Raw genomic sequence first — 24079 nt, 5'->3', positions numbered from 1 at the left:
AAAAATTCCGTTTTTTAAGTTAATTTTCTTGCGACCTCTCCAACTATAAATTATTTTTGACACCGAATTAAGTAGCAATACTTATTTTATAACGAGTAAAAGTTTATTAACTATTTAACTATTATTATGAAAAAAAATTTCTTTAAAGGAGCAGCTTTAGCTGCATTATCTTTAGTAGGTTTTACTGCTATTGCTCAGGAAGAAGAAACTGTAAAAGAATCTACTTTTGAATTAAGCGGATCTGTTGATACTTACTTTAGAACTAACATCGGTGGAAAAAATGCTAACAATACTGGAAATGGTGCTTTAATTGCTCCAAGCAGTGCTTTTGCAAATGCAGATGGTTTTGCTTTAGGTATGGCTAATCTTATTGCTAGTAAGCAAATAGGAAAAGTTGGATTTGTAGCTGATTTAGTTTTTGGACCCAGAGGAACAGACGCAGTTTTAAACACTACGGGATCTTCAAATATCGTGAATCAATTGTTTGTTACTTATGCTGCATCTGATGCCGTTACTTTAACTTTTGGTAACTTTAACACTTTCTTAGGATATGAAGTAATCTCACCTGCAGGTAACTTTAACTATTCTACATCGTATATGTTTTCGAACGGACCATTTTCTCATACTGGATTGAAAGCTGACTTTGCAATTGACGATAACTGGTCTGTTATGGCAGCTATACTTAATGCAACTGATTTTACAAATAACAACTTAGCCGGAAAATACTCTGGTGGTTTACAGGTTGGATATTCAAATGATGCCGGTAGTGCTTATTTAAATGTATTGTATGGAAATCAAGCTGATTTCGATGCGCAAGCTTTACAAAATGAAACTTTCCAGATTGATTTAACCACTGGATGGGATATATCAGAAGAGTTTTATTTAGGAGTAAATGCTACTTACAATACTACTTCCTTTGAAGGTAATGTTGACGATGCTGGATTCTATGGTGCTGCACTATACCCACAATATGCTATATCAGACGCTTTTACATTAGGTTTAAGAGGTGAATATTTTGAAGTTTTTAAAGGTGGATTAGCAGAAGCTTTTGGATTAGACAATGAAAGAAATGGTTCTGTTTTTGCTACAACTTTGACTGGTTCTTATACTGCAGGAAACTTAACAATCAAACCTGAATTACGTTTAGATTCAACTTCTGAAGATACTTTCTTAGAAGATTCTAATGGAGATGTTGGTAAATCTTTAGCTTCTTTCGTATTAGGTGCTATCTACTCTTTCTAGTCTAAATAACATATTACAGACTTTAGAAAAGTTACGATTACAATATATTACAACACCCACGCAAAGCGTGGGTGTTGTTGTTTTATAGAGACATGACTAGTTTGAGAGTTTTCACGTAGCGATAGCGGAGAGAAAATGTATTGAGAACCCATTACACAAACAAACACTTCTCGATACTATTTGTTCCATTCCATTACACAAATCACTCGAAGCAGTGTTGAACTCGATACAATTCACTACATTCCATTTCATAAATCAATCGAAGCAGTACGAAGCTTTATACTAAAATTGAATAATACACGATTACTGGTTCGAGTGTTTTCTCGTAGCGATAGCGGAGAGGAAATGTATCGAGAACTCGTTACTATAACTTAATAACCACTTCTCGATATAATTTACTCCATTCCATTACGTAAATCACTCGAAGCAGTGCTAAGACTTAAATAAAACACGCTGATTGGTTCGAGTGTTTTCACGCAGCGATAGTGAAGAGGAAATGTATCGAGAACCCATTGCGCAAATTCCTCGAAGCAGTGCTAAGACTTAAATAATACACGTTGATTGGTTCAAGTGTTTTCACGCAGCGATAGTGAAGAGGAAATGTATCGAGAACCCATTTCGCAAATCACTCGAAGCAGTACGAAGCTTTATACTAAACTTAAATAATACACGATTACTGGTTCGAGTGTTTTCTCGCAGCGATAGCGGAGGGAAAATGTATCGAGAACCCATTACACAAATCACTCGAAGCAGTACGAAGCTTTACACTAAAATTGAATAAAAAAACACAGTGACTGGTTCGAGTGTTTTACCGCAGCGATAGCGGAGAGGAAATGTATCGAGAACTCGTTGTCATGACTCTACTTCTCGATACTATTTGTTCCATTCCATTACACAAATCACTCGAAGCAGTGCTAAACTCGATACAATTTAATCCATTTCATTACACAAATCACTCGAAGCAGTGCTAAACTTCAATCGAAATATTAACTTTACCACCAAGACCTTTTTCTACAATATCGAAAAGTGTTTTTAAAGTAAGGTTACTGCCATTATTTTCAATTCTTGAAATATAAGTTCGTTTTTTATCGATCAACTTCCCTAATTGCTCTTGGGTTAATTCTTTTTCTTCTCTGGCTTGCCTTAACAAAAGACCTATTTTGAATGATTCAAAATCCCTATCTAATTCATCACGCCTAGTTGTTCCCTTTTTCCCATAAACACTATCTTTTATTTCTTTCCAACTTTTCGTTTCCATATTATTTATTTTTTTCTTCAAAATATAAATTCATTAAGCCTATCGCTTTATCAATTTCTTTTTTAGGTGTTTTTTGAGTTTTCTTCGTAAATCCATTTAACAAAATGACGAGCTTCCCTTTATCAAAAAAACAAAAAACACGCCATATATTAGAAGCCAATTTTATTCTAGCTTCATAAAGTCCTTTTACCCCTACTATAGTTTTTAAATATGTCTCAGGTACTCTTTCATAAGTCTCTATTATTTCAATTACTTTATATATTTTATTTTGAACTTTTACAGGTTGTTCTTTCAAAAAATCTTCAAAATAGTTTTTATACGCTATGACTTCTCTAACTTTTCCCACGGAACCAAAGGTAACTTAAAAGTTACTAAAAATAAAACAAAAAAAAAAGAGCAACAACTTTCGTTATTACTCTTTTTTGTTTTAAAAAACTCTTTTTACTCTAAAAAAACTAGTCTTTAATTACTCTTTTTGAGATGAATTTTCCATCATCAACAATAGTAATTAAATAAGTTCCCTGAGGATATGTCGAAAAATCAATAGTTTCTTCATCAGACATTAGCGTATCATTAACTAAAATCGCTCCTGCGGCATCCGAAACAAGTATACTTGGTAAAGCATCACCTATTTTAGTATAGTTAACCACTAATTTATCAAATACTGGATTAGGGTATAGGGTGAATCTACTTTTTAAATCTAATTTTTCAGCCTCGGTAATAGCTGTTAATTGTTTCCCTCCTGTACGATTAGGTGTACAATTACAGTCTTGAGGACTATCATAAGCTACGCCATCTTTGTAATAATTTAAATCTAACTCATTATTAGAAATTTGTCTCCATCTTCTTCTTCTTCTTCTTCTTGTCCAATTTGCCCCTCTTTCAAATGGCTCAGCGGTAGTTGATTTTACTGCTGCACCTTCATCAATTATATACTCATTAGTCAATACTACATGGGTAGCACTCGGGTTATTTTTTTCTTTGAATGTAGCTATAATTTTAAGGCTTACCTCAGTTTCTTCGCGCACATCAAAAATTAAATCTCGAGCATTGGCAATATCTACGTATTTAGTTCTGAATTTATACAATTCATTGACTTTAGCATTCCCCAAATCTTCGCCACCACTTATCATTTGATACCTACCATCATTTAAAGCCTTTGAGGTTTTGTTGATCCAACGGTCATTTAAAGTTAAATATTCATCTGTATAAACTGTCCTCTTCCGAAATGAATAAAAAGGTAGATTATAAATCCCCATCCTAACTGGCATATCTGGATTGTCTAAATATTCTTTCGGTAATCTATTATATTCATCAAAAAGCTTATAAACTGGTACTCCTTTATCATTAATTGATTTTACTTTACCTTGAAATGAAACTACTGCTGAAACTAACTCTAATTCTGAAGCACTATTTACTGCTAATGAGATGTTATTTCTTAACCTAATAGATTTCCAATTTTCTCTTCTTGTTTTTATAAATCGATGCCACCAAGTTTCTCTATCCCTTTCAAATAGTTTTACATCAGCTACTGATCTTAATTCAGATCCAACTTTTTTTGAATAATTAAAAACTAATGCTGGAACTGGTACTTTTTTAGGTTTTGAAAATACAAATTGCTTTTCTGTCTTGAAAACTGCATTATTAGAAATTTTATAATTTTCTAATTCAAATTTCTCTTCCTTCCAAGAACGCTTATCAATTCGCAAATCATTCTCAATATTCATTACACCAATTGGGCAAGTATAATAGGTTTGATTGGTTGGTTTAATACCAGGTAAATTCATCACAAAATTGGCGTTTTGTGTACTCGTTTTAATAGTCCCAGACTGTTTTATGGTTCCCGTAGTTCTAAAAGGAGTAATTTGAACTGGTGAGGGTGTGTTTGAACCTTTACCAGAGAACCCAAACAAATCAGAAGCCACACCTACAATACTACCCACTACTCCTGCATTTTTTGCAAATGATTTTAATATTTGATTTGCTTTAGTTGGCCCACCTGTTATAGATGCTAAATTAGTAGTAGCATCGGCAAGTACACTCCATGCTTTATTTTCATGGGAATTTTTAATGGCCTTATCACGTATTTTTCGTATTGCTTTATCAGCATTTTTAATATGCTTACTCCACTCTCCTGGTTCTAATTTTTCTACAGCACTTGCCCCCGCAAGTATCCAATCTTTTGTAGACTTACTGGTTCCTACTTTTTCAGCCGCTCCTTTTAGTTGTACAGATTGTGATAATAAATCAATATCTCCTTCTAATTGAATATCAGATTCTACAACGTTAAACACCCTAAAATGTAAAAATGATCCTTGTTGTGATGCTTTAGTGCGATGATCAAAGGCTACTTGAAACTCTGTAGTCCACCAAGCATTACGCTGATTGGCAAAAAAATCAATTACATTGGTAACTTTGTCTTGTTTACGTTCTGGATATTCACTATTTGGTCGAGAAAAAGCACTTGTATGAGTCAATAAAGAGGAATGATTAAGTGAGCTCCCCCAATCAACAGCTAAAAAACCATGTGAGCTACTACCGCCCGATGTATTGATCGACATTACTCGAACAATGCCTGTAAATTTGTTGTAAAAAATAACATGAGGCTGTTCAACTGGAATACTAGCACAACCTAATTGTTTGTCTAATACTACCCAACCATTTATTTTTTTAAATCATCACCTTCAATAATGGTTTTAATATCGGCACTATTCAAATTAGTGTACGGACTGTAATTAAAAACACCATCGGGATAATAAACTTTCCACTCTTTTGGATTTTCCCAATTCCAATTGGGGTCAAAACATCCTTGTGAATAACCTACAAGGCTTAAAAATACTACTACTAGTAATGCTAATTTTTTCATATTTAATTGGTTAAATTATTCACCTAATGTAAATCAAATCAACTATTTAAAAAAACTAAAAAAAACCACTTAAACGTTATAGAAAAGACATTCTTACTATTAAATTATAAATAACGACCATATATCGCTAAAAATCCATTTAAATAGATAATTATCAAACACTTAAAAATAATAATTAGCATTAATCATTATGTATTACTTATAATTAGAAACTACTTTTGTTACTATTATCTATTTTTTAACAAAAAAATTATCGATAGTCTTATTTCAAAAATAATAACAAAAATTATTACAATAAGATTAACAATATGTTCACCTTTATTTTCTTACATAACCTATTATACTCCTACTATTTATTTGAATTATAAATTAAATTTTGTAACAGCTAAGCACTTCTCGATACTATTTACTCCATTCCATTACACAAATCTCTCGAAACAATGCTAAACTGGATACCAAACTTAAATAAAACACACTGACTGGTTCGAGTGTTTTAACGTAGCGATAGCGAAGGAAAAATGTATCGAGAACTCATTACACGAACAAACACTTCTCGATACTATTTACTCCATTCCATTGCGCAAATCATTCGAAGCAGTACGAAGCTTTATACTAAACTTAAATACAACACGCTGACTGGTTCGAGTGTTTTTCCGTAGCGATAGCGGAGAGAAAATGTATCAAGAACTCGTTGTATGAACTATCTTGTAACTTATTTAAACAACTTACTACAAGTACTCCTTTAAATACCCGATGAGTTTCTTTTATTTTTTTTATGTTTACTGTTAGTTTTATTGCATGACAAAAGAACAACATAAATGAAAAAAATCATATTACTTATACATTGCCCTGACCAACAGGGAATCATTGCTAAAGTCACTAATTTTATTGCTCAAAATAACGGAAATACCGTTTATTTGGAACAACATGTAGACACCGATGAAGGTGCTTTTTTTATGCGTTTGGAATGCGAATTTGAAAAAAAAACCGATGCTATCGAAATTTTTAAAACTCGTTTTGCTAACGAAATTGCTTCCGAATTTAAAATGGAATGGCAATTATTTGACCCTGCTATAAAACCTAAAATGGGAATCTTTGTTTCTAAATATTCGCATTGCCTATATGATATTTTAGGACGTTACGCCGCTGGTGAGCTAGGTGTCGAAATTCCTGTTATTATTAGTAACCACAATGATATGGAAGTGGTGGCAAAAAGCTTTAATATTCCTTTTAAACATATCCCAGTTACAAAAACAACTAAAGCAGCAGCGGAAACCGAACAAATTAAAACCTTGACGGATTACGGAGTGGACTTTGTTGTACTTGCTCGCTATATGCAAATATTATCTGCAGACTTTGTGGACCAATTTACTCACCGAGTAATAAATATCCACCATTCATTTTTACCTGCTTTTCCTGGTGCTAAACCTTATCATTCTGCCCACCAACGTGGTGTTAAAATTATTGGAGCTACCTCACACTACGTGACTTCTGATTTGGACGAAGGACCAATTATTGAACAAGAAGTTGTAAATGTTTCTCACACCCACAGTATTCAAGATTTTATTGCCAAAGGCCGTGATGTTGAAAAAATTGTACTTTCAAGAGCTATAAAACACCATGTAGACCGTAAAGTTTTAGTATACAATAACAAAACCGTAGTCTTTGATTAATAAATGATATTCTTGTTCCTCCTTTACTATTTTTAATCTTAAATTTGGAATTATTTAATGTAGAAGATAGAAGATAGAAGATAGAAGATAGAAGATAATATTATAAAATATTAATCAACTGACAACCAACAACCAACAACTGACAACTGACAACTGACAACTGACAACAAATAAACGAAAACAAAAATTTAAAAACTCATGAAAAAACTTATTTACCTATCTATAGTATTATTATTTTGTAATTGTCACGAATTACAACAAGTAATTAATAGTTTACCAGAAGGAACAACTGGTTCAACGGGCTTAAGTAATGATTACATTGCTAGTGGACTACGTGAAGCTTTGGACAAAGGGATTTCTACGCAAGTGACTAAATTGACTCAAAAAGATGGATTTTTTAGAAACGAATTGGTGAAAATTATTCTTCCCGAAGAACTACAAAAAGTGGATAACACCTTACGTAAAATCGGATTAAGTAAAATGGCAGATGAAGGATTAAAAGTACTAAATCGTGCTGCTGAAGACGCCGTTGGACAAGCAACACCTATATTTATAAATGCAGTAAAAGGCATTACTTTTGCTGATGCTAAAAATATTCTTTTAGGAAGCGATAATGCTGCTACGCAATATTTAGACGGAAAAACAAACACGGCGCTTTATCAAAAATTTAGTCCAGTGATTACAAAATCATTGAGTAAGGTTGGTGCCACTGAAATTTGGTCAAACATTATTAATAGGTATAATGCGGTACCCCTAACAAATAAAGTAAATCCTGACCTAACCGATTACGTAACTAAACAAGCTTTAACGGGTGTTTACACCATGATTGGTGTCGAAGAAAAAAAGATAAGAACTCAATTAAGTTCAAGAACATCGGACGTACTACGTAAGGTGTTTGCTTTGCAAGACAAATTAAAGTAGTAGTACACTTACATTACCTCATTAAAAGCGAGAATATCCATACGAATATTCTCGCTTTTTAATTTTTTTAGAATTTTAACAAAATAAAATTAACCCACTAATATACAAATAAATAACAAGAAATCTCACTTAAAAACAGATTGAATTATGCTTTCATTACCCGACAACAAATAAGTCTTCTATTAAATAATTTTATATTTGTGAGAAAATAAAATTGTTTTGTATGAAAAGAATAAACTACTTTTTCATTTCGCTTTTACTGTTGTTAAGTCTTTTTTCATGTGAAAAAGATGAAGCTACTACCACAGAAGATCCTATAACAAATTCGGAAAACATTAACGAAGAAAAAACTGATATAGAGAATTCCGAAACTGACACTCCTGAACCTTCTTCAGAAGAAGATAAAAATAATGAGGATGGAGACACTCCGGAAGATAACAAAGAAGAATCCGAAGAACCTAAACCTACTCCTCCTAATACTGAAGATACTCCTGTCAAAGAAAACGAAGAACAGCCTACTACTCCAATTAACAATACTGACCAAATTGAGTCAAGCATAGTTGGAAACTGGAAATTAGTTGATTACAGAGTAAACAATGGAAAATCAACAAGAACCATAGGAAAACTTGTTATAGCCTCTAATTACACTGAGATTAGCAACAACCATACCTATGATGTAAACATTAATGCAAACAATTCTATTAACACCAGTGGTCATTTCACCTATATTAGAAACACAATTAGACCTACAGGTAACATAACTCAAAAAATTACTGAAAACAGCAATATTTTTGGACAATCATGGATGTTAGACTCTAATTTTTTAACAATAACTAATCGTTTTTCCGGAGTTAAAACAAACTACAAAATAGTTGAAATGACCAATACTAAAATGGTACTTTCCTTTGATTTATCACAATTAAGTAAAGAAAATGAAGTAATTTCTGGCGAAAGGTTTATAACCCTAGAAAAGAAATAATTTACCGTTTATTAATTAAAGTTACAAAAGGTCTTTAATTAACTTTAAAGACTTTTTTTATGCATAATTCGGATTAAACTACGCAACCTTTACACTTTTGATCCATCTTATTCATAAATATGTATGACATGAGACCTATAAAAAAACTAATTTTAGTTGCTTTAGCTTTATTAATAAGCAGTTGTTCAAATGACGAAAATGAAGCTATTGATCAAATTAATAAGACCAGCCTATTTAATAAAGTTATCACTCCTGAAGTAAATGAAGACTCTAGCTCAGAAGCATCACTAGAAGCCTTCTCAAGTTCAGATGTACCTAGCTTAGGTTCCAGAAGTCATTATCCTACTAATGAAATTGAACCTGGAATTTTAACCGCAGGCGAATGGAGTGATCTTAATAATTGGGAGTTTTGGAAAAGTCTTATTGATAGTCAAGTATACATTGAAGGGGTAAACAAGTGGAACCTTAAAGAAACTAAAAGGTATAGCTTTCAGGTATATGACACGAATAAATCGCCAGTTGCAAACGCAGAAATTAAGCTTTTAGTAAACCAAACAACAGTATGGAAAACAAAAACAGATAATACTGGAAAAGCCACCTTATGGTCGAATTTAGAATTTAATCAATTAACTGCTTCAATTACTATTAAAGATACCAAAGAAATTGTAACGAGTGTAAAAGAGCACTCGCAAGGTATAAACGAAATAAAATTAAATAAAACTATAGCTAACAAAAAAATAATAGACATCTATTTCGCGATTGATACTACTGGTTCAATGGGAGATGAAATAGATTATTTAAAAGCTGAATTGAACTATGTTATTGAAAGCATAAAGAAAAAAAGCCCATTAGTAGAAATGCGTTTAGGTGCGGTATTTTATAGAGATAAGGGAGATGAATATATAACACGAAATTTTAGCTTTACTGAAAATGAAACAAATTTGGTTTCTTTTATTAAAGAACAGTCTGCAAATGGTGGCGGTGATTTCCCAGAGGCTGTACATGATGCCTTAGATGTTGCTATATCACAAAACTCATGGAATGATGATGCCTCATCTCGAATCATTTTTCTATTACTTGATGCTCCACCCCACTATACACAAGAAGTTATTTCTAGTTTAGAAAAAAACTTAATTAAAGCTGCTGAACAAGGCATTAAAATAATTCCTATTTCTGCTTCTGGCATAGATAAGGCTACCGAATATTTAATGCGCTCTTTTGCTATATTAACCAATGGAACCTACGTTTTTATTACTGATGATAGCCGTATTGGCAATCCTCATATTACTCCTACTATTGGAGATTATGAAGTACAAAAATTAAATGAGTTATTAATACATTTAGTAGACCAATATATTCCTTAGAAAATTTTCAAATAAAAAAATCTATAATAAAATCATATTCACAAAAGAGCTTGAATTCCATTGGTATTAGATGATTTTAATACCTTAAAAATAGCATACTCAATTAGTGACCAAGACTAAAAAAATTAGTATTGGTCACTAAAAAAATCATGAATCTCATAGCAATAGTTAATCATCCGCAATATTAGGACTTAACCATTTTTCTGCAAGTTCTAAGTCAATTGCTTTTCGATTAGCAAAATCTTTTACCTGATCTTCTTTTATTTTTCCTAGCCCAAAGTAGCGTGCCTCTTCATTTCCAAAATAATATCCCGAAACAGACGCCGCTGGCCACATGGCTATACTTTCGGTAAGCTCCACTCCTATCGTTTCCTTAACTTTAAGTAATTCCCAAATAGTTAATTTTTCTAAGTGATCTGGACAGGCAGGATATCCTGGCGCTGGTCGAATACCTTTATAAATTTCTTTAATTAATTCTTCGTTAGTTAAACCTTCATTAGCTGCATATCCCCAATGTTTCATACGTACCTCTTTATGTAAATATTCCGCATAAGCTTCTGCTAAACGATCGGCTAGGGCTTTGACCATAATGGCATTATAATCATCTAAATTCTCTTCAAACTCTTTAGCCTTTGCTGCTGTTCCAAAACCTGTAGTTACACAAAAACAGCCCATATAATCTTGCTTACCTGACTCTTTTGGTGCTACAAAATCCGATAATGCAAAATTAGGTTTTCCTTTATACTTCTTTAATTGTTGACGTAAGGTTCTAAATGTTGCTTTTTGCTCACCATTCAAACTTATTTCTATATCATCTGTATTTACAGTATTTGCTTCATATAAACCAAAAATTGCCTTTGCTGTCAACCATTTTTCGGCCAATAACTTATCCAGCATTTCTTTGGCATCTGCAAATAATTCTTTTGCTTGCGGACCAACTACTTTATCTTCTAAAATATCCGGATATTTTCCATGTAAATCCCAGGATCTAAAAAATGGAGACCAATCAATATAATCCACTAATTCATTTAGATCTTGATTCTCGATCACCTGAATCCCTAATTGATTTGGCTTTACTATTTCTGAAGTTTCCCAATCAATTTTATAATGATTAGCCCTGGCATCCGCAATAGATAAATACTCTTTCTTTTTGGTACGTTTTAAAAACTTTTCTCGAAATACATCATAATCCTCTTTAATCGATTTAATATAGTCCTCTTTGGTGTCAGGTTTCAATAGATCCCCTACTACTGTAACAGCACGTGAAGCATCATTTACATGAACCACAGAACCTTCATATTGAGGATCAATTTTAACTGCTGTATGTGCCTTACTCGTTGTTGCTCCTCCAATTAACAAAGGCATTGTAAAATCTTTACGCTGCATTTCTTTAGCTAAATACACCATTTCATCTAACGATGGTGTGATTAACCCACTCAAACCTATAGCATCTACATTTTCATCAATAGCCGCTTGAATAATTTTTTCAGGTGGTACCATTACCCCTAAATCAACTATTTCGTAGTTATTACAAGCCAACACTACCGAAACTATATTTTTTCCAATATCATGCACATCCCCTTTTACGGTGGCCATTAATATTTTCCCTGCATTATCCGACGCCCCTTCTACTTTAGGATTCTTAAGTTTTTCTTCTTCAATATATGGTAATAAATAAGCTACTGCTTTTTTCATTACACGTGCCGACTTCACTACCTGAGGCAAAAACATTTTTCCTTCGCCAAATAGATCACCAACCACGTTCATTCCTGTCATCAGATGCCCTTCAATCACTTCGATCGGCTTATCTGATGCTTGACGTGCTTCTTCTACATCTTCAACTATAAATTGATCAATTCCTTTTACTAAAGCACGTGTAATACGATCCTGTAAAGGCTCTTCTCTCCATGAAAGGTCTTGACCTGCTTCTTTTTTACCTGTACCCTTTACGGTTTCGGCAAAATCAAGTAATCGTTCTGTAGCATCGTCTCTTCTATTTAAAATAACATCCTCAACACGCTCCAATAAATCTTTTGGAATATCATCATACACCTCAAGCATTGCTGGATTTACAATTCCCATATTCATTCCTGCTTTGATTGCATGAAATAAAAACACGGAGTGCATGGCCTCACGTACAGGATTATTTCCTCTGAATGAAAAGGAAACATTACTTACTCCTCCACTTACACTACAATGTGGTAAGTTTTGACGTACCCAACGTGTGGCTTCAATAAAATCAATGGCATTTAATTTATGCTCATCCATTCCTGTTGCTACAGGAAATATATTTAAATCGAAAATAATATCTTCGGGAGCAAAATCAACCTCATCCACCAAAATACGGTACGAGCGTTCGGCTATTTCTATACGACGCTCATAATTATCTGCTTGTCCAACGTAATCAAAAGCCATTACAATTACAGCCGCTCCATAACGCTTAATCAACTTTGCTTCGTTTATGAACTTTTCTTTCCCTTCTTTTAAACTAATAGAGTTTACTACACATTTTCCTTGTACTACTTGTAAACCTGCTTCAATAATTTCCCATTTGGAACTATCGATCATTATTGGCACACGAGCAATATCTGGTTCCGCCATAATAAGATTCAAGTAACGAACCATGGCTTCTTTTCCATCCAACAAACCATCATCCATATTAATATCGATGACTTGAGCTCCTCCCTCTACTTGATGACGCGCAATATCTAAGGCTTCATCAAATTTCTCTTCCTTTATTAAACGTAAAAACTTACGTGAACCCGCTACATTTGTACGCTCACCAACATTAATAAAGTTCATGTTCTCATTAACTATCATGGGTTCTAAACCTGATAAACGCAAATAGCGTTTTTCAGTTGAGAGTTGAGAGTTAAGCGTTGAGAGTTTTTCTTTATTTTCTTCCATCATCAACATTTAGTTTTATAGTAATTGATGAAACCATTTAGCAGCTTTCTGCAATAAATAAGGCTATCAATGGTTTTTTCAAATTCTTGATTATTTAAATACTCTAAGTCTAATGACAAGTATAACTGTGTTTCGAGTTCATAAAGCGAACCCCTTGCAATAAATAAAAATTGTAATGTATCTTTAGAAGATCTACGACCACAACCTTCAGCTATATTTGAAGGTATTGATATTGAACATCTTCTTATTTGACTTATTAATCCATAAACTTCCATCTTAGGAAAGTTATTAGTTATAGAATAAATCTGTTTAACTAGATTTCTAGATACTTTCCAAACTTCTAATTCTTTATAATTCATATCTGTATAACTGACAACTCACAACTGAAAACAGACAACTAAATAAGCCTTGGCTTATACTGGGTTGCTAAATCCGCAATGGCTTTAATATGTGCTGGAGTGGTGCCGCAACATCCTCCTATAATATTTATTAAACTTTTATCTAAAAATTCTTTTATCTGCCCCGCCATTTGTTCTGGTGTTTCGTCATACTCTCCAAAGGCATTTGGTAAACCCGCATTTGGATGTGCCGAAACATTAAATTCCGCTTTTTGTGCCAATACCTCTAAGTGAGGTGTTAATTGATTGGCTCCCAAAGCACAATTAAAACCTACGCTCAACATAGGAATATGTGATATGGATACTAAAAAAGCTTCGGCTGTTTGTCCCGAAAGTGTGCGTCCACTAGCATCGGTTATTGTTCCACTCACCATAATAGGAACATCAATACCTCTTTCATCTTTTACCTCTTCAATAGCAAATAATGCTGCTTTGGCATTTAATGTATCAAAAACAGTTTCTACCAAAAGAATGTCAGATCCACCATCTAACAAGGCTTCTATTTGCAACTTATACGCTACTCTCAGATCGTCAAATGTTACTGCTCTAAAACCAGGATCATTAACATCTGGAGACATACTTGCTGTTCGGTTCGTTGGCCCTATAGAACCTGCCACAAAACGCGGCTTGTCAGGATTTTTAGCCGTGAATTCATCCGCTACTTCTTTGGCAATTTTGGCAGACTCATAATTTAATTCGTATACCAAATCCTCCATACCATAATCCTCCATGGCAATCGTTGTTCCCGAAAAGGTATTTGTTTCTGCTATATCTGCTCCAGCTTCGAAGTATTTTCCATGAATCTCTTTAATGGCTTCGGGCTGGGTTAAACTTAATAAATCATTATTTCCTTGTAAGGGTTGTCCCCAATCCTTAAAGCGCTCTCCTCTGTAATCCTCCTCTGTAAACTTGTATTGTTGAATCATGGTACCCATTGCTCCATCTAGGACTAGGATACGTTCTTTTAAGATGTCTTGAATATTCTTCATATGCTTCTTTCGCAATTCCTTAGGTGACTTCAATTAGTCTCAAAAAACTAAAAAAGCTAACTATTTAGTGATTTTTTTTTAAACTATAAATCACTTTATTTAGGAACTGCAAAGAAACGGCAAAGCCTACTTTTTTGCAACAAAAGTAGGCTTTATAATAGTTTATGATATTAAAGAGATTATTTAATCATAATCTTTTTACTCATTACTCCATTTGTTGTCCCAATATTAAGAAGATATGTTCCTTTTACAAGTGCTTCATTTAAACTTACATTCAGTTCTTTTCCACTAATTACATTAAATCCTAAAATTGGAAATTCAGTCCCAGTAAAAGAATACAAAGTAACTTCTTCTACATTGATACTATTCGTTAATTTCACTGTAAAATCATCATTAACAACTGGCATTGGGTAAATAGCATCAATAGTTTCTAATTCCTCAACCTCATTAACACTTAATGTTCCAGCTTCAGGCAAATCAAAAGGATGTTGTACTCCAGTGACACCTAAACCAGTAATTCTGTATAAGTTATTACCCCCAGTTGCAAAAAGAATATCTTTAGCCGCTCCTCCAAAAGTACAATTAGTTACACTTTCACTAAAACCGGTGATCGTATTTATAGGAGCTAATTGAGAACCATCATATACATAAATAGCAGCTTTAGCGGTAACATATAACTTCCCATCAGTATCAACAGCCATACCATCGGCACCTGTATTTGCTGAATTATCCGGCAATTCACCAAAAAGGGTTTTATTACTTAACGCTCCAGTTGTCTGATCAATGTCATATTTATACACATTTTTGCTAAATGTATTATCTACATATAATGTTAACCCATCTGGCGAGATGATAACTCCATTAGGTTTATCTCTATTGGCAGGATTACTTGTATCATTAGCCGCAAAAGTTTCTTGTATAGACACTTCTCCTGCACTATTTCGATAGTACAATCTATTTGCTTCTTGACTTGTATTCTGAAAGTTTGGATCCGTAAAATAAATGCCCCCTTTTTTATCAATACATAAATCATTAGGCTCATTATAACGCACTCCATTATATTCTGATGTCAATACTTCTAATATTTCCCCACTCACATTTCGTCTGGTAACTTGTCCAGATGAGGTTTCACATGAAATTAAATCAAAGTCCTTGTTAAACATTAAACCATTAGCTCCATTAGAATTTGCAAAAGCTTCTGTAAAAGAGTTGGTACTTAATGTGTATGACATTACTTTTTTAGCTGGTATGTCGGTAAAGTATATAATATCTGTTCCATTCCAAACGGGTCCTTCAACAAATCCAAATTGGTTAGTACTCAGTTTTTCAACTGTTTGCGCGTTTATACCAAAACTTGCTAGAGCTAGCAATGAAATTTTAAGTAGATTACGATATATCATAGTTATTTAGTTTAGTTCTTTTATCTAATTGCAAAATATATTTATAATGTCATTATAAAAATCCTGAAACTAAAAATCTTACAGATATGTTGAGTTACTACTAATAATGATAATTATTGTCGACACATGTACTTATTCATGGGACAAACTCAATTTCATCATTATACTAAAATAGTGCTGAACTACCGAATTTATTGATAAAAAGCCAATTTTGTAACTAAAGGGGATTTCTCTAATTATTCGTGATAAATAAAAAAGTCTCATTTATGGCTAATAATACCAATTCTGAAATAATATGATCGTTAAAATAATAAGTCTTTTCTACTATTTCAGAATTGGTATATATCAAATAATAGATTTTTATTTTCAATTTTCATTTTGCTAAACTAGGAAATTACTTACACGTTTTAACCCCTGAAAATTGGGGTTTTCTAATTTTATGAACATATAGGCCCATTTATCATTTTTGAGATGCTGCTACTCAAGTAATCTAAATGAGATAATTCATTTACTTGTTCATATTATAATACGATTTACTAACAAAAATTTCGCATATATGCTGTTTCTTTTTCACTATTCTGGCGTTAAAAAAAGCAATCGTAACTAAGGCTATGCTTGATTTTTTTGCCTTAGACTAACAAAAAATAATTCAGCATATTTATACGAAATTATTATCAGCAAATCGTATAATTTATACACAAAAAAACCTCAACATCTACTTTATTTGATGTTGAGGCTTAATGTTTGAATGAGCTTTATATTATCTCTTACTCCTTATTTATTTTAATAGTCTTATTCATTAATCCTTCCATATCATGAATTTGTAAAAAATAAATTCCCGCGCTTAATACCTCTAAATCTAGAATAGAATTTTCGTCACTATTTACTTTTCCTGCTATTAAAGTTTTTCCTAAAAAGTCATTGATTTCAAATGTATATATAGCATTGGGCAATAAACCTAAGATATTAAATGAATCTTGTACAGGATTTGGAGCTACAAAAATAGTATCATCATTAGTGCTAATAAGTACTTTATTTCCAGCTTGTGTATTTGAAATCACAAAACGATCTAAATTCCATTCCCATTTCCCCGGATTAGTCCCTACTCCTACCAATCGAATAGTATGCTCTCCCTTGGTTAAATTGACAGGTTGACTGGTTGTTAGTGCTGTAAAGTTATCCCAACTCCCATTATTAGGCACCTTACTTTTTAATTGAGAAATTCCATCCACTAAAAATTCTACAGCTGTATCATCTACTGGTGTAGAAATATGATATGTTATGTAATAATTACCTGTATCGGGAATAGTTACTGTATACTCTACAAAATCGCCTGTTTGATTAAAATTAGTCGCTGTTACTCCATTTATAATATAAGTCTGCACACCATTAAAAGCTCCATTAGTTTGCGTAAATGATTCGGCCTCAACTACAATTTCTATATTTGATACTGGTATAATCTGATCTACTGGTTGTACAGGTGCTACTACTTTTGTAATCTCATCTACTTTAGTAAACGTAAAAAAATCCATATTCCATTCCCATTTACCAGAATTATTCCCTGCCCCTAATACACGAATACGCTGTAAACCACTTCGCAACTCAATAGTTTTAGTGGCTTTTAATTCCTGAAACACATTCCAATCACCATTATTAGGCACATTATCTTTTATGGTTTGATTTCCTACTTGCAACTCAATAGCAGTATCATTAACTGGAGTTGCGGTTGCATAACCCACTTCGTAAACTCCATCAGAAGCTACATCAACTTCATACTCTCCCCAATCACCTGTTTGGTTAAAATTTATAGCTGTTATTCCATTAGCAGTATATGTTTCAAAACCTCCAAAAGTTCCGCCAGTAGTTTTAAAATCTTCTGCTTGTATTACATAAGTATCATCATTTGGTGGAACTATATCTGGAATCGTATCAATAGGATCCACAGGGTCAATTATAACAGGTTCCTCCGTATTTTCTGTTAAATCGAATGGATGTTGTACCCCTATTACTCCAAGTCCTGAAACTTCATATAAGTTTTTACCAGCAGTAACAAATAAAATATCTTTATTTATCCCTCCAAAAGTACAATTGGTTGCCTTTTCGGGAAAATTGATCGTCCTTATAGCCGTCAATTGTGAACCATCAAAAACCTGAACCGTTGAACGAGAAGTTACATATAGTCTCCCGTCTGTATCCACAGCCATACCATCTGCTCCAGAATCATTTGCTCCCGCCAAAGTTCCATACTGAATTCGGTTTGATAAATTCCCAGTAGCAGTATCTATATCATAACGATATACAGCTGTACTTTCGGAATTATCCAAATATAAGTGTTTCCCATCTGGAGAAATAATTACTCCATTAGGTTTACCTCTTCCAAAAGCATCTTGTGACGTTACATTTCCAGAAGCATCCCTATAATATAATCTATTTTCGGGTTGATGTGTAAACACAAAATTAGGATCGGTAAAATAGATTCCTCCTTTTTTATCTATACATAAATCATTAGGATCATTTAAACGTACTCCGTTAAAAGTAGCTGCTACAGTTTCTAGTATAGTTCCATCAACACTTCTGCGCGTTATTTTACCCGAAGATCCTTCGCAAACTAATAAATCATAATCCTTAGTGAACATTAAACCATTTGGACGGTTTGCATTTAAAATAGCATCTGAAAAGGTTTTTGTTACAATATTATAAGAAACAATTTTATTGTCTGGTATATCCGAAAAGTAGATAATATCGCTACCATTCCAAACCGGACCTTCGACAAATTTAAATTGATCGTTACTTAATTTTATGGGTGTTTGAGCGTAAGTACTTATTGAAAATAATGCAAGCGCATTCATTTTCATAAACTTTATATAATTCATAAATAGTATTTGATTAGTGCCTTTAACCCGAATTATGCATTAAAAAATCTATTCCGTATCAAAGTTCTAATACATAATATGAGTTTGAGCGTACGAAAAGTAGTCACATTATTAATCAAACTCACTAATTTTACATGAATTCTTACAAAGAAACTAGTTATTTAATAAAAAGTACATTTAATCTTATAAATAATTATTAATTCTTATTTAATCCAACATCCATTCCATGGATCATCAGTTAATGGTATATCAAAAGCTTCTCCATTATAGGTATTCCCTTTTGCAAATCCGCTGACTTCTAAAAAACGATATGCCCAACATTTTTGTGGGTGATTGACCTTATTATTTTCTAGGGTTAAATTTTCCATTTGCCAAAAAGCCAAGTGACCTTTATTAAAAACATTATCCTTTATTTCTAAATCAGCTCCTTTATACATATAAAACCCACAGTTATTACATGTATTATTAGTTATATAAGTTGTTGCAGGATTCTTTTTAGGATTATCGTTTGAATACATAATAATTCCATTCCAATTGTTCACAGTAGGCGTTAGCAATGTAATATCATTATTTTTAATAGTCCAATCCGCATTTTTCCAATACACTATAGGGCCGTCAATATACTTACTACCTTCGCCTTGGTGTAACACATTAGCTTCCACTAATACATTTTTCCCATCGGTATTTACAATATCTCCTCCGGTATTATGATGAAAATAATTACTACGTATAGTAATATGCTGATTTAACCTACCAGCACCTTCCAAATCAATTCCAAATTGTGGAGAAGTTCCTTTAGTATGATGAATTTCGTTATTTTCGATAAGCACATCCGAACTGCCTACCAAAGAGATCCCTTGTCTTCTATTTTCTGAAAAATTATTATTCCTAACAACTATATTTTTCAATTTTTGTGCTGCACTTCCTTTTTTACTTCCTACCATTAAAATACCATCCCCATTGGCTTTTGCCAACACTGTATTTTCAATAGTTACAAATTGACTTTCACCATTTATACAAATCAAATGCCCTTCATCATGCACCACACTACCATCACTTTTACGAGGCGTGTATATATGATTATCACGATCTCCTATAATGGTTCCTCCAGAAACTACTACATTTTTTTCGTTATTAATGGAAATAGCGCAATAATTCCATTTATCATTTTTAGCCATTTCAATTACGGCTTCTTTATCTAGTAACAGTGCCATATTGCTTTTTAACACAATACCTGCCTGATAAATATCATTCCCTTCTTTACCCAACAAATAATGCCCTTTTGGAAGGAAGATTTTTCCAAAACCTTCTTTGGAAGCCCAGTCAATGGCTGCTTGTAAATTATCTGTTGTTTTTACTGGTTCGGTTCTATTAGTAGGAATATCCCACTCAGAAACATCAATAGTATATGATTTATCCGCTATTTGAGTATAAGGTAAATTTTCAATGGCTGCCATGGGTCCTACTACAGAGTTTGGATTATCCGGGTCCGCTTGAATAATGCTAGGAATAACATCTGCATCATTTTCTTTATCCGAACAGGATAACATTACTAATGAGATCAATGCTAAAAATAGGGTATTTCTATTGGGGTACATCATACTTTAAAAAACTGAAAATTAATAAAACTATTGCGAAACAATTGCCTGCTCCAAAATTAATCCAAAATTAAACATATCTGTATAAGAACAATATAAAGGAGCTGGAGCCAAACGTATTACATTAGGTTCTCGCCAATCAACAAATACCCCATTTTCCATTAAATAATGAAATACTTTTTTTCCATAACCATGCAAAAATACCGATAATTGTGTACCGCGTTCTTCTGGGTTTGAAGGTGTAATAATCTCGAAACTTGCCCCTATTTTGTCGGATACGGAATTCAAAATAAATTCCAAATACCTCACAATTAAATCTCGTTTAGTAATAATTGCTTCCATACCTACGGCATCAAATAATTGTAAGGATGCTAAATAGGGTGCCATACTTAATACAGGAGCATTACTAATTTGCCAAGCATTAACATCGGGTTCAGGCACAAATTCTGGCGCCATTAAAAAACGCTCTTTTTTGTGATGTCCCCACCAACCTTCGAACCTAGGAATATCCGTTAACCCATGATGCTTTTTGTGCACAAAACATCCCGAAGCACTCCCCGGACCACTATTCATGTATTTATAACTACACCATGCCGCAAAATCAACATCCCAATCATGTAATTGTAAGTCCACATTACCCGCTGCATGCGCTAAATCCCAACCAACAAAAGCGCCTTGATCTTTTGCTGCTTTTGTAATGGTTTCCATATCAAATACCTGTCCTGTATAATAATTTACTCCACCTATTAATACTAAAGCACATTCATTACCAACTTCGACAATAGTTTTAAGAACATCTTCGGTTCTAAAATTATGCTCTCCAGTACGTTTTTTTAAAGTTACAATAGCTTCTTTAGGGTCATACCCATGAAATCGAACCTGACTTGCAATCATATATTGATCACTTGGAAATGCTTTTTCTTCGCATATAATTTTAAAACGTTTTGCCGTTGGCCTATAAAAAGAAACCATAAGCAAGTGTAAATTCACGGTAAGTGTATTCATTACCGTGACCTCTTCGGGCAAAGCACCTACCACTTTTGATAATTGTTTGCCAAATCGTTCGTGATAATCCCACCAAGGCTTTTCGGCTTCAAAATGCCCTTCCACGCCCAAGGTTTCCCAATCTTTTAAAATTTCTTCAATGTAAGTTCGCGCTAATTTGGGTTGCAAGCCTAAGGAGTTTCCCGTAAAATAAATCACATCTTTCCCTTTGTGTTTTGGAAAATGAAACTGATCACGATATTGATTTAGAGGGTCTTTTTTATCTAAAACTTTAGCAAATTCAAGTGAATTTTCGAATCTCATACACAACATTTTTTACCCCTACAAGGTAAATGTTTATTTGAATACCACCTATTTCTTAAAAAAAATGTTTCTTAACTAATTTTAAAGCACTTCAAAGAAAGACTTTCTTACAATTCCTAAAAAAAATGTAAATTTAGAAAATAACCAACTAATTAACTCATGAAAAAAATAGCCACTCTACTCACCACACTATCATTATTTTACACTATACCTAGCAATGCTCAAATTTGGGATAAAATAAAAAAACGTGCTGAAGAAAAAGCGGAAGAGTTACTTACAAAAAAACGAGATAAAAAAAGTAAGAAAGAACAATCCAAAGCTGGAGGTGTTTTATCAGACGAAGATTATTCGGGCGGTGTAAATACTTCTCCTGTCGAAGTTTGGAGAAATTACAAATTTGTCCCTGGTGAGGATGTTATTTTTTACGATGATTTAAAATACGAAGAAGTTGGTGAATTCCCTTCGCGTTGGGATTTACGTCAAGGAGGCGCCGAGGTAGCTACCTTTGATGGTGATAAAGTTATTATTGGTACAGCCCAATATGAAAATACCATTTTACCTTTATTCAACAATAAAAAATATTTATCGGATGAATTTACTATTGAATTTGATATTTATGTCGATGAAATGTCTAAATCATATTATAACAACTGGACTAATTACGACATCATACTAAGTAGTAATTCTTTAAACAATCCTAATATTGACTTTTCATTAAGATCCGATAAAACTACTGGACAAGTTGGGAGCTATGATTTTCAATTAGAAAATGTGAGTCTAGGGCGTTTAAAAGCGTGGCACCATATTGCCATGTCCTATAACAAAGGAAAATTTAAAATGTATTATGATGAAAAGCGCATTGCTAATTTACCTAGGCTAAATTTTACGCCTAATACCTTTGGCATACAAATGGACATTAAGCAAAATAGTTCTTTTCCAGGAAAAGCTTTATATGGCATACGGAATATCCGTATTGCTAATGGTGGAGGACAATTATACAAACGTATCATTTCGGAAGGAAAATACACTACCAATGGTATTCATTTTAAATCTGGTGAAGCCGATGTGGAATCACAATCTCTGGGTATTATAAACAAAATAGCTGCTATTATGAAAGAAAACAAAGATTGGAATTTTCAAATTATTGGACATACCGATAGCGATGGTGATAATGCAAAAAATCTCAACTTATCTCAAAAGCGTGCCGAAGCTGTAAAAAAGGCTTTGGTAGAGCAAGGCATAAAAAAAGATCGCATTACTTGTACAGGTAAAGGAGAAACCGAACTATTATTTACGGATGCTAATGCCAGTATTGAAGACAAAGCCAATAACCGAAGAGTTGAGTTTTTAAAACAATAAAAAACAACTTGTATTACAAGCATTATTACTATGCGTTAGCTTTTCACTAACGCATAGTGTATTTTTGTACAAAATTGTTTTGATATGCATTTTATACCCGACGCGCTTGATGACTATGTAGTAGCTCATTCCGAAAAAGAACCACTATTACTGCAACAGCTAACCCGTGAAACTTATCAAAAAATATTGCAACCACGTATGCTTAGCGGCCATTATCAAGGACGTATTTTAAGTATGCTTTCTAAACTTGTTCATCCAACTTCTATTTTAGAAATAGGCACCTATACTGGTTATTCTGCTTTATGCCTTTGCGAAGGCTTAAAAAAAGATGGTATGTTACACACTATTGACATTAATGAAGAGTTAGAAGACTTTCAACGCTCTTATTTTGATAAATCCCCTTACGGGAGAAATATTAAACAGCATATTGGAAATGCTATTGAAATCATCCCTACGCTAACCACTAAATTCGATTTGGTATTTATTGATGCAGACAAACCTAATTATGTCAACTATTTTAATATAATTATCGACAAAATGAATCCCGGTGGTATTATTTTATCCGATAATGTATTATGGAGTGGAAAAGTGATTGAGGAATTACAACCTAACGATGAATCTACCAAAGCTTTGATTGAATATAATAAGTTATTGGCTGAAGATACCAGAATTGAAACGGTATTACTGCCTATAAGAGACGGATTAACTATTAGTAGGGTAAATTAATTCTTTATCTAAAATGATCTCATTAAATTAGTATTGATCTTGAAATATAATTGATTATTGAATTTAACAAAAAAGGCACATTCAGAATACACAAAACCCTTGTAAATATGAGGGTTTTGTCGTAAATTAATGTAAATAAAAACCCAGAAAACAGCTTTAAGGAGCTAAAAACGGGGTTCAATTTATCGTTAATTATGAAAATACAAAGAATTAGTGAC

Annotated in this window: 18 protein-coding genes; 7 read left to right on the top strand and 11 right to left on the bottom strand. The window is 33.1% G+C overall.

Translation table 11 applies throughout. The annotated features are described in order from the left end of the window. Positions 1-126: 126 nt before the first annotated feature. Positions 127-1242 (top strand): porin, encoded by a 1116-nt coding sequence (locus tag KQA_RS0207915; protein ID WP_010179855.1) that lies wholly within the window; start codon positions 127-129, stop codon positions 1240-1242. A 967-nt stretch (positions 1243-2209) separates the two neighbouring features. Here the strand turns inward: KQA_RS0207915 and KQA_RS0207910 are convergent. The 4 genes from KQA_RS0207910 to KQA_RS0207895 all read right to left on the bottom strand — a co-directional run bounded on the left by KQA_RS0207910 (position 2210) and on the right by KQA_RS0207895 (position 5366). Beyond that, complete coding sequence (locus KQA_RS0207910; protein WP_010179853.1) at positions 2210-2500, bottom strand: helix-turn-helix transcriptional regulator; 291 nt, start codon at positions 2498-2500, stop codon at positions 2210-2212. Position 2501: 1 nt separating this feature from the next. After that, the gene (locus tag KQA_RS0207905) at positions 2502-2846 is read right to left on the bottom strand and encodes a type II toxin-antitoxin system RelE/ParE family toxin (RefSeq protein ID WP_010179851.1); all 345 of its coding nucleotides are present in this window, start codon (positions 2844-2846) and stop codon (positions 2502-2504) included. 109 nt (positions 2847-2955) lie between these two features. After that, the gene (locus KQA_RS0207900; RefSeq protein ID WP_010179849.1) at positions 2956-5061 is read right to left on the bottom strand and encodes a T9SS type A sorting domain-containing protein; all 2106 of its coding nucleotides are present in this window, start codon (positions 5059-5061) and stop codon (positions 2956-2958) included. A 101-nt stretch (positions 5062-5162) separates the two neighbouring features. Then, positions 5163-5366 carry a hypothetical protein gene (locus KQA_RS0207895; RefSeq protein ID WP_010179847.1) on the bottom strand — a complete coding sequence of 68 codons (204 nt, stop codon included), beginning with the start codon at positions 5364-5366 and terminating at the stop codon, positions 5163-5165. An 818-nt stretch (positions 5367-6184) separates the two neighbouring features. Between KQA_RS0207895 and purU the strand changes: the two genes are divergently transcribed. From purU to KQA_RS0207875, 4 genes are all read left to right on the top strand, one after another. After that, positions 6185-7039: a formyltetrahydrofolate deformylase gene (purU, locus tag KQA_RS0207890; RefSeq protein ID WP_010179845.1), complete on the top strand. Its 855-nt coding sequence runs from the start codon at positions 6185-6187 to the stop codon at positions 7037-7039. A gap of 198 nt (positions 7040-7237) precedes the next feature. After that, a complete protein-coding gene (locus KQA_RS0207885; protein WP_010179843.1) occupies positions 7238-7960 on the top strand; it encodes a DUF4197 domain-containing protein in 723 nt (240 codons plus the stop codon). A gap of 223 nt (positions 7961-8183) precedes the next feature. Continuing rightward, positions 8184-8939: a hypothetical protein gene (locus KQA_RS0207880; protein ID WP_010179841.1), complete on the top strand. Its 756-nt coding sequence runs from the start codon at positions 8184-8186 to the stop codon at positions 8937-8939. A gap of 128 nt (positions 8940-9067) precedes the next feature. Beyond that, positions 9068-10303: a vWA domain-containing protein gene (locus KQA_RS0207875; protein ID WP_010179839.1), complete on the top strand. Its 1236-nt coding sequence runs from the start codon at positions 9068-9070 to the stop codon at positions 10301-10303. Between the two features lie 168 nt (positions 10304-10471). Here KQA_RS0207875 and metH read toward each other — a convergent pair whose 3' ends face one another. The 7 genes from metH to kynU form a co-directional block, all read right to left on the bottom strand. Beyond that, entirely contained in the window at positions 10472-13213 is a 2742-nt protein-coding gene (metH, locus tag KQA_RS0207870) for a methionine synthase (RefSeq protein WP_010179837.1), read from the bottom strand. Beyond that, positions 13213-13569, bottom strand: a complete 357-nt coding sequence (locus KQA_RS0207865; protein ID WP_010179835.1) for a four helix bundle protein — start codon at positions 13567-13569, stop codon at positions 13213-13215. The genes metH and KQA_RS0207865 overlap by 1 nt, the downstream gene beginning before the upstream one ends. A 38-nt stretch (positions 13570-13607) precedes the next feature. Beyond that, positions 13608-14597 (bottom strand): homocysteine S-methyltransferase family protein, encoded by a 990-nt coding sequence (locus tag KQA_RS0207860; RefSeq protein WP_010179833.1) that lies wholly within the window; start codon positions 14595-14597, stop codon positions 13608-13610. 179 nt (positions 14598-14776) lie between these two features. Then, positions 14777-15997: an SMP-30/gluconolactonase/LRE family protein gene (locus KQA_RS0207855; protein ID WP_010179830.1), complete on the bottom strand. Its 1221-nt coding sequence runs from the start codon at positions 15995-15997 to the stop codon at positions 14777-14779. A 767-nt stretch (positions 15998-16764) separates the two neighbouring features. Then, a complete protein-coding gene (locus KQA_RS19530) occupies positions 16765-18870 on the bottom strand; it encodes an SMP-30/gluconolactonase/LRE family protein (RefSeq protein WP_010179828.1) in 2106 nt (701 codons plus the stop codon). A 203-nt stretch (positions 18871-19073) separates the two neighbouring features. Then, the gene (locus KQA_RS0207845) at positions 19074-20471 is read right to left on the bottom strand and encodes a right-handed parallel beta-helix repeat-containing protein (RefSeq protein WP_010179826.1); all 1398 of its coding nucleotides are present in this window, start codon (positions 20469-20471) and stop codon (positions 19074-19076) included. Positions 20472-20498: 27 nt separating this feature from the next. Next, positions 20499-21776 (bottom strand): kynureninase, encoded by a 1278-nt coding sequence (gene kynU / locus KQA_RS0207840; protein ID WP_010179824.1) that lies wholly within the window; start codon positions 21774-21776, stop codon positions 20499-20501. 159 nt (positions 21777-21935) lie between these two features. Between kynU and KQA_RS0207835 the strand changes: the two genes are divergently transcribed. Further along, entirely contained in the window at positions 21936-23135 is a 1200-nt protein-coding gene (locus KQA_RS0207835; RefSeq protein ID WP_010179822.1) for an OmpA family protein, read from the top strand. Positions 23136-23219: 84 nt separating this feature from the next. After that, entirely contained in the window at positions 23220-23861 is a 642-nt protein-coding gene (locus tag KQA_RS0207830; protein WP_010179821.1) for an O-methyltransferase, read from the top strand. Positions 23862-24079 lie beyond the last annotated feature (218 nt).

The sequence above is a fragment of the Aquimarina agarilytica ZC1 genome (assembly GCF_000255455.1).
Lineage (GTDB): Bacteria > Bacteroidota > Bacteroidia > Flavobacteriales > Flavobacteriaceae > Aquimarina > Aquimarina agarilytica.
This window is presented reverse-complemented; position numbering and strand designations above follow the sequence as displayed.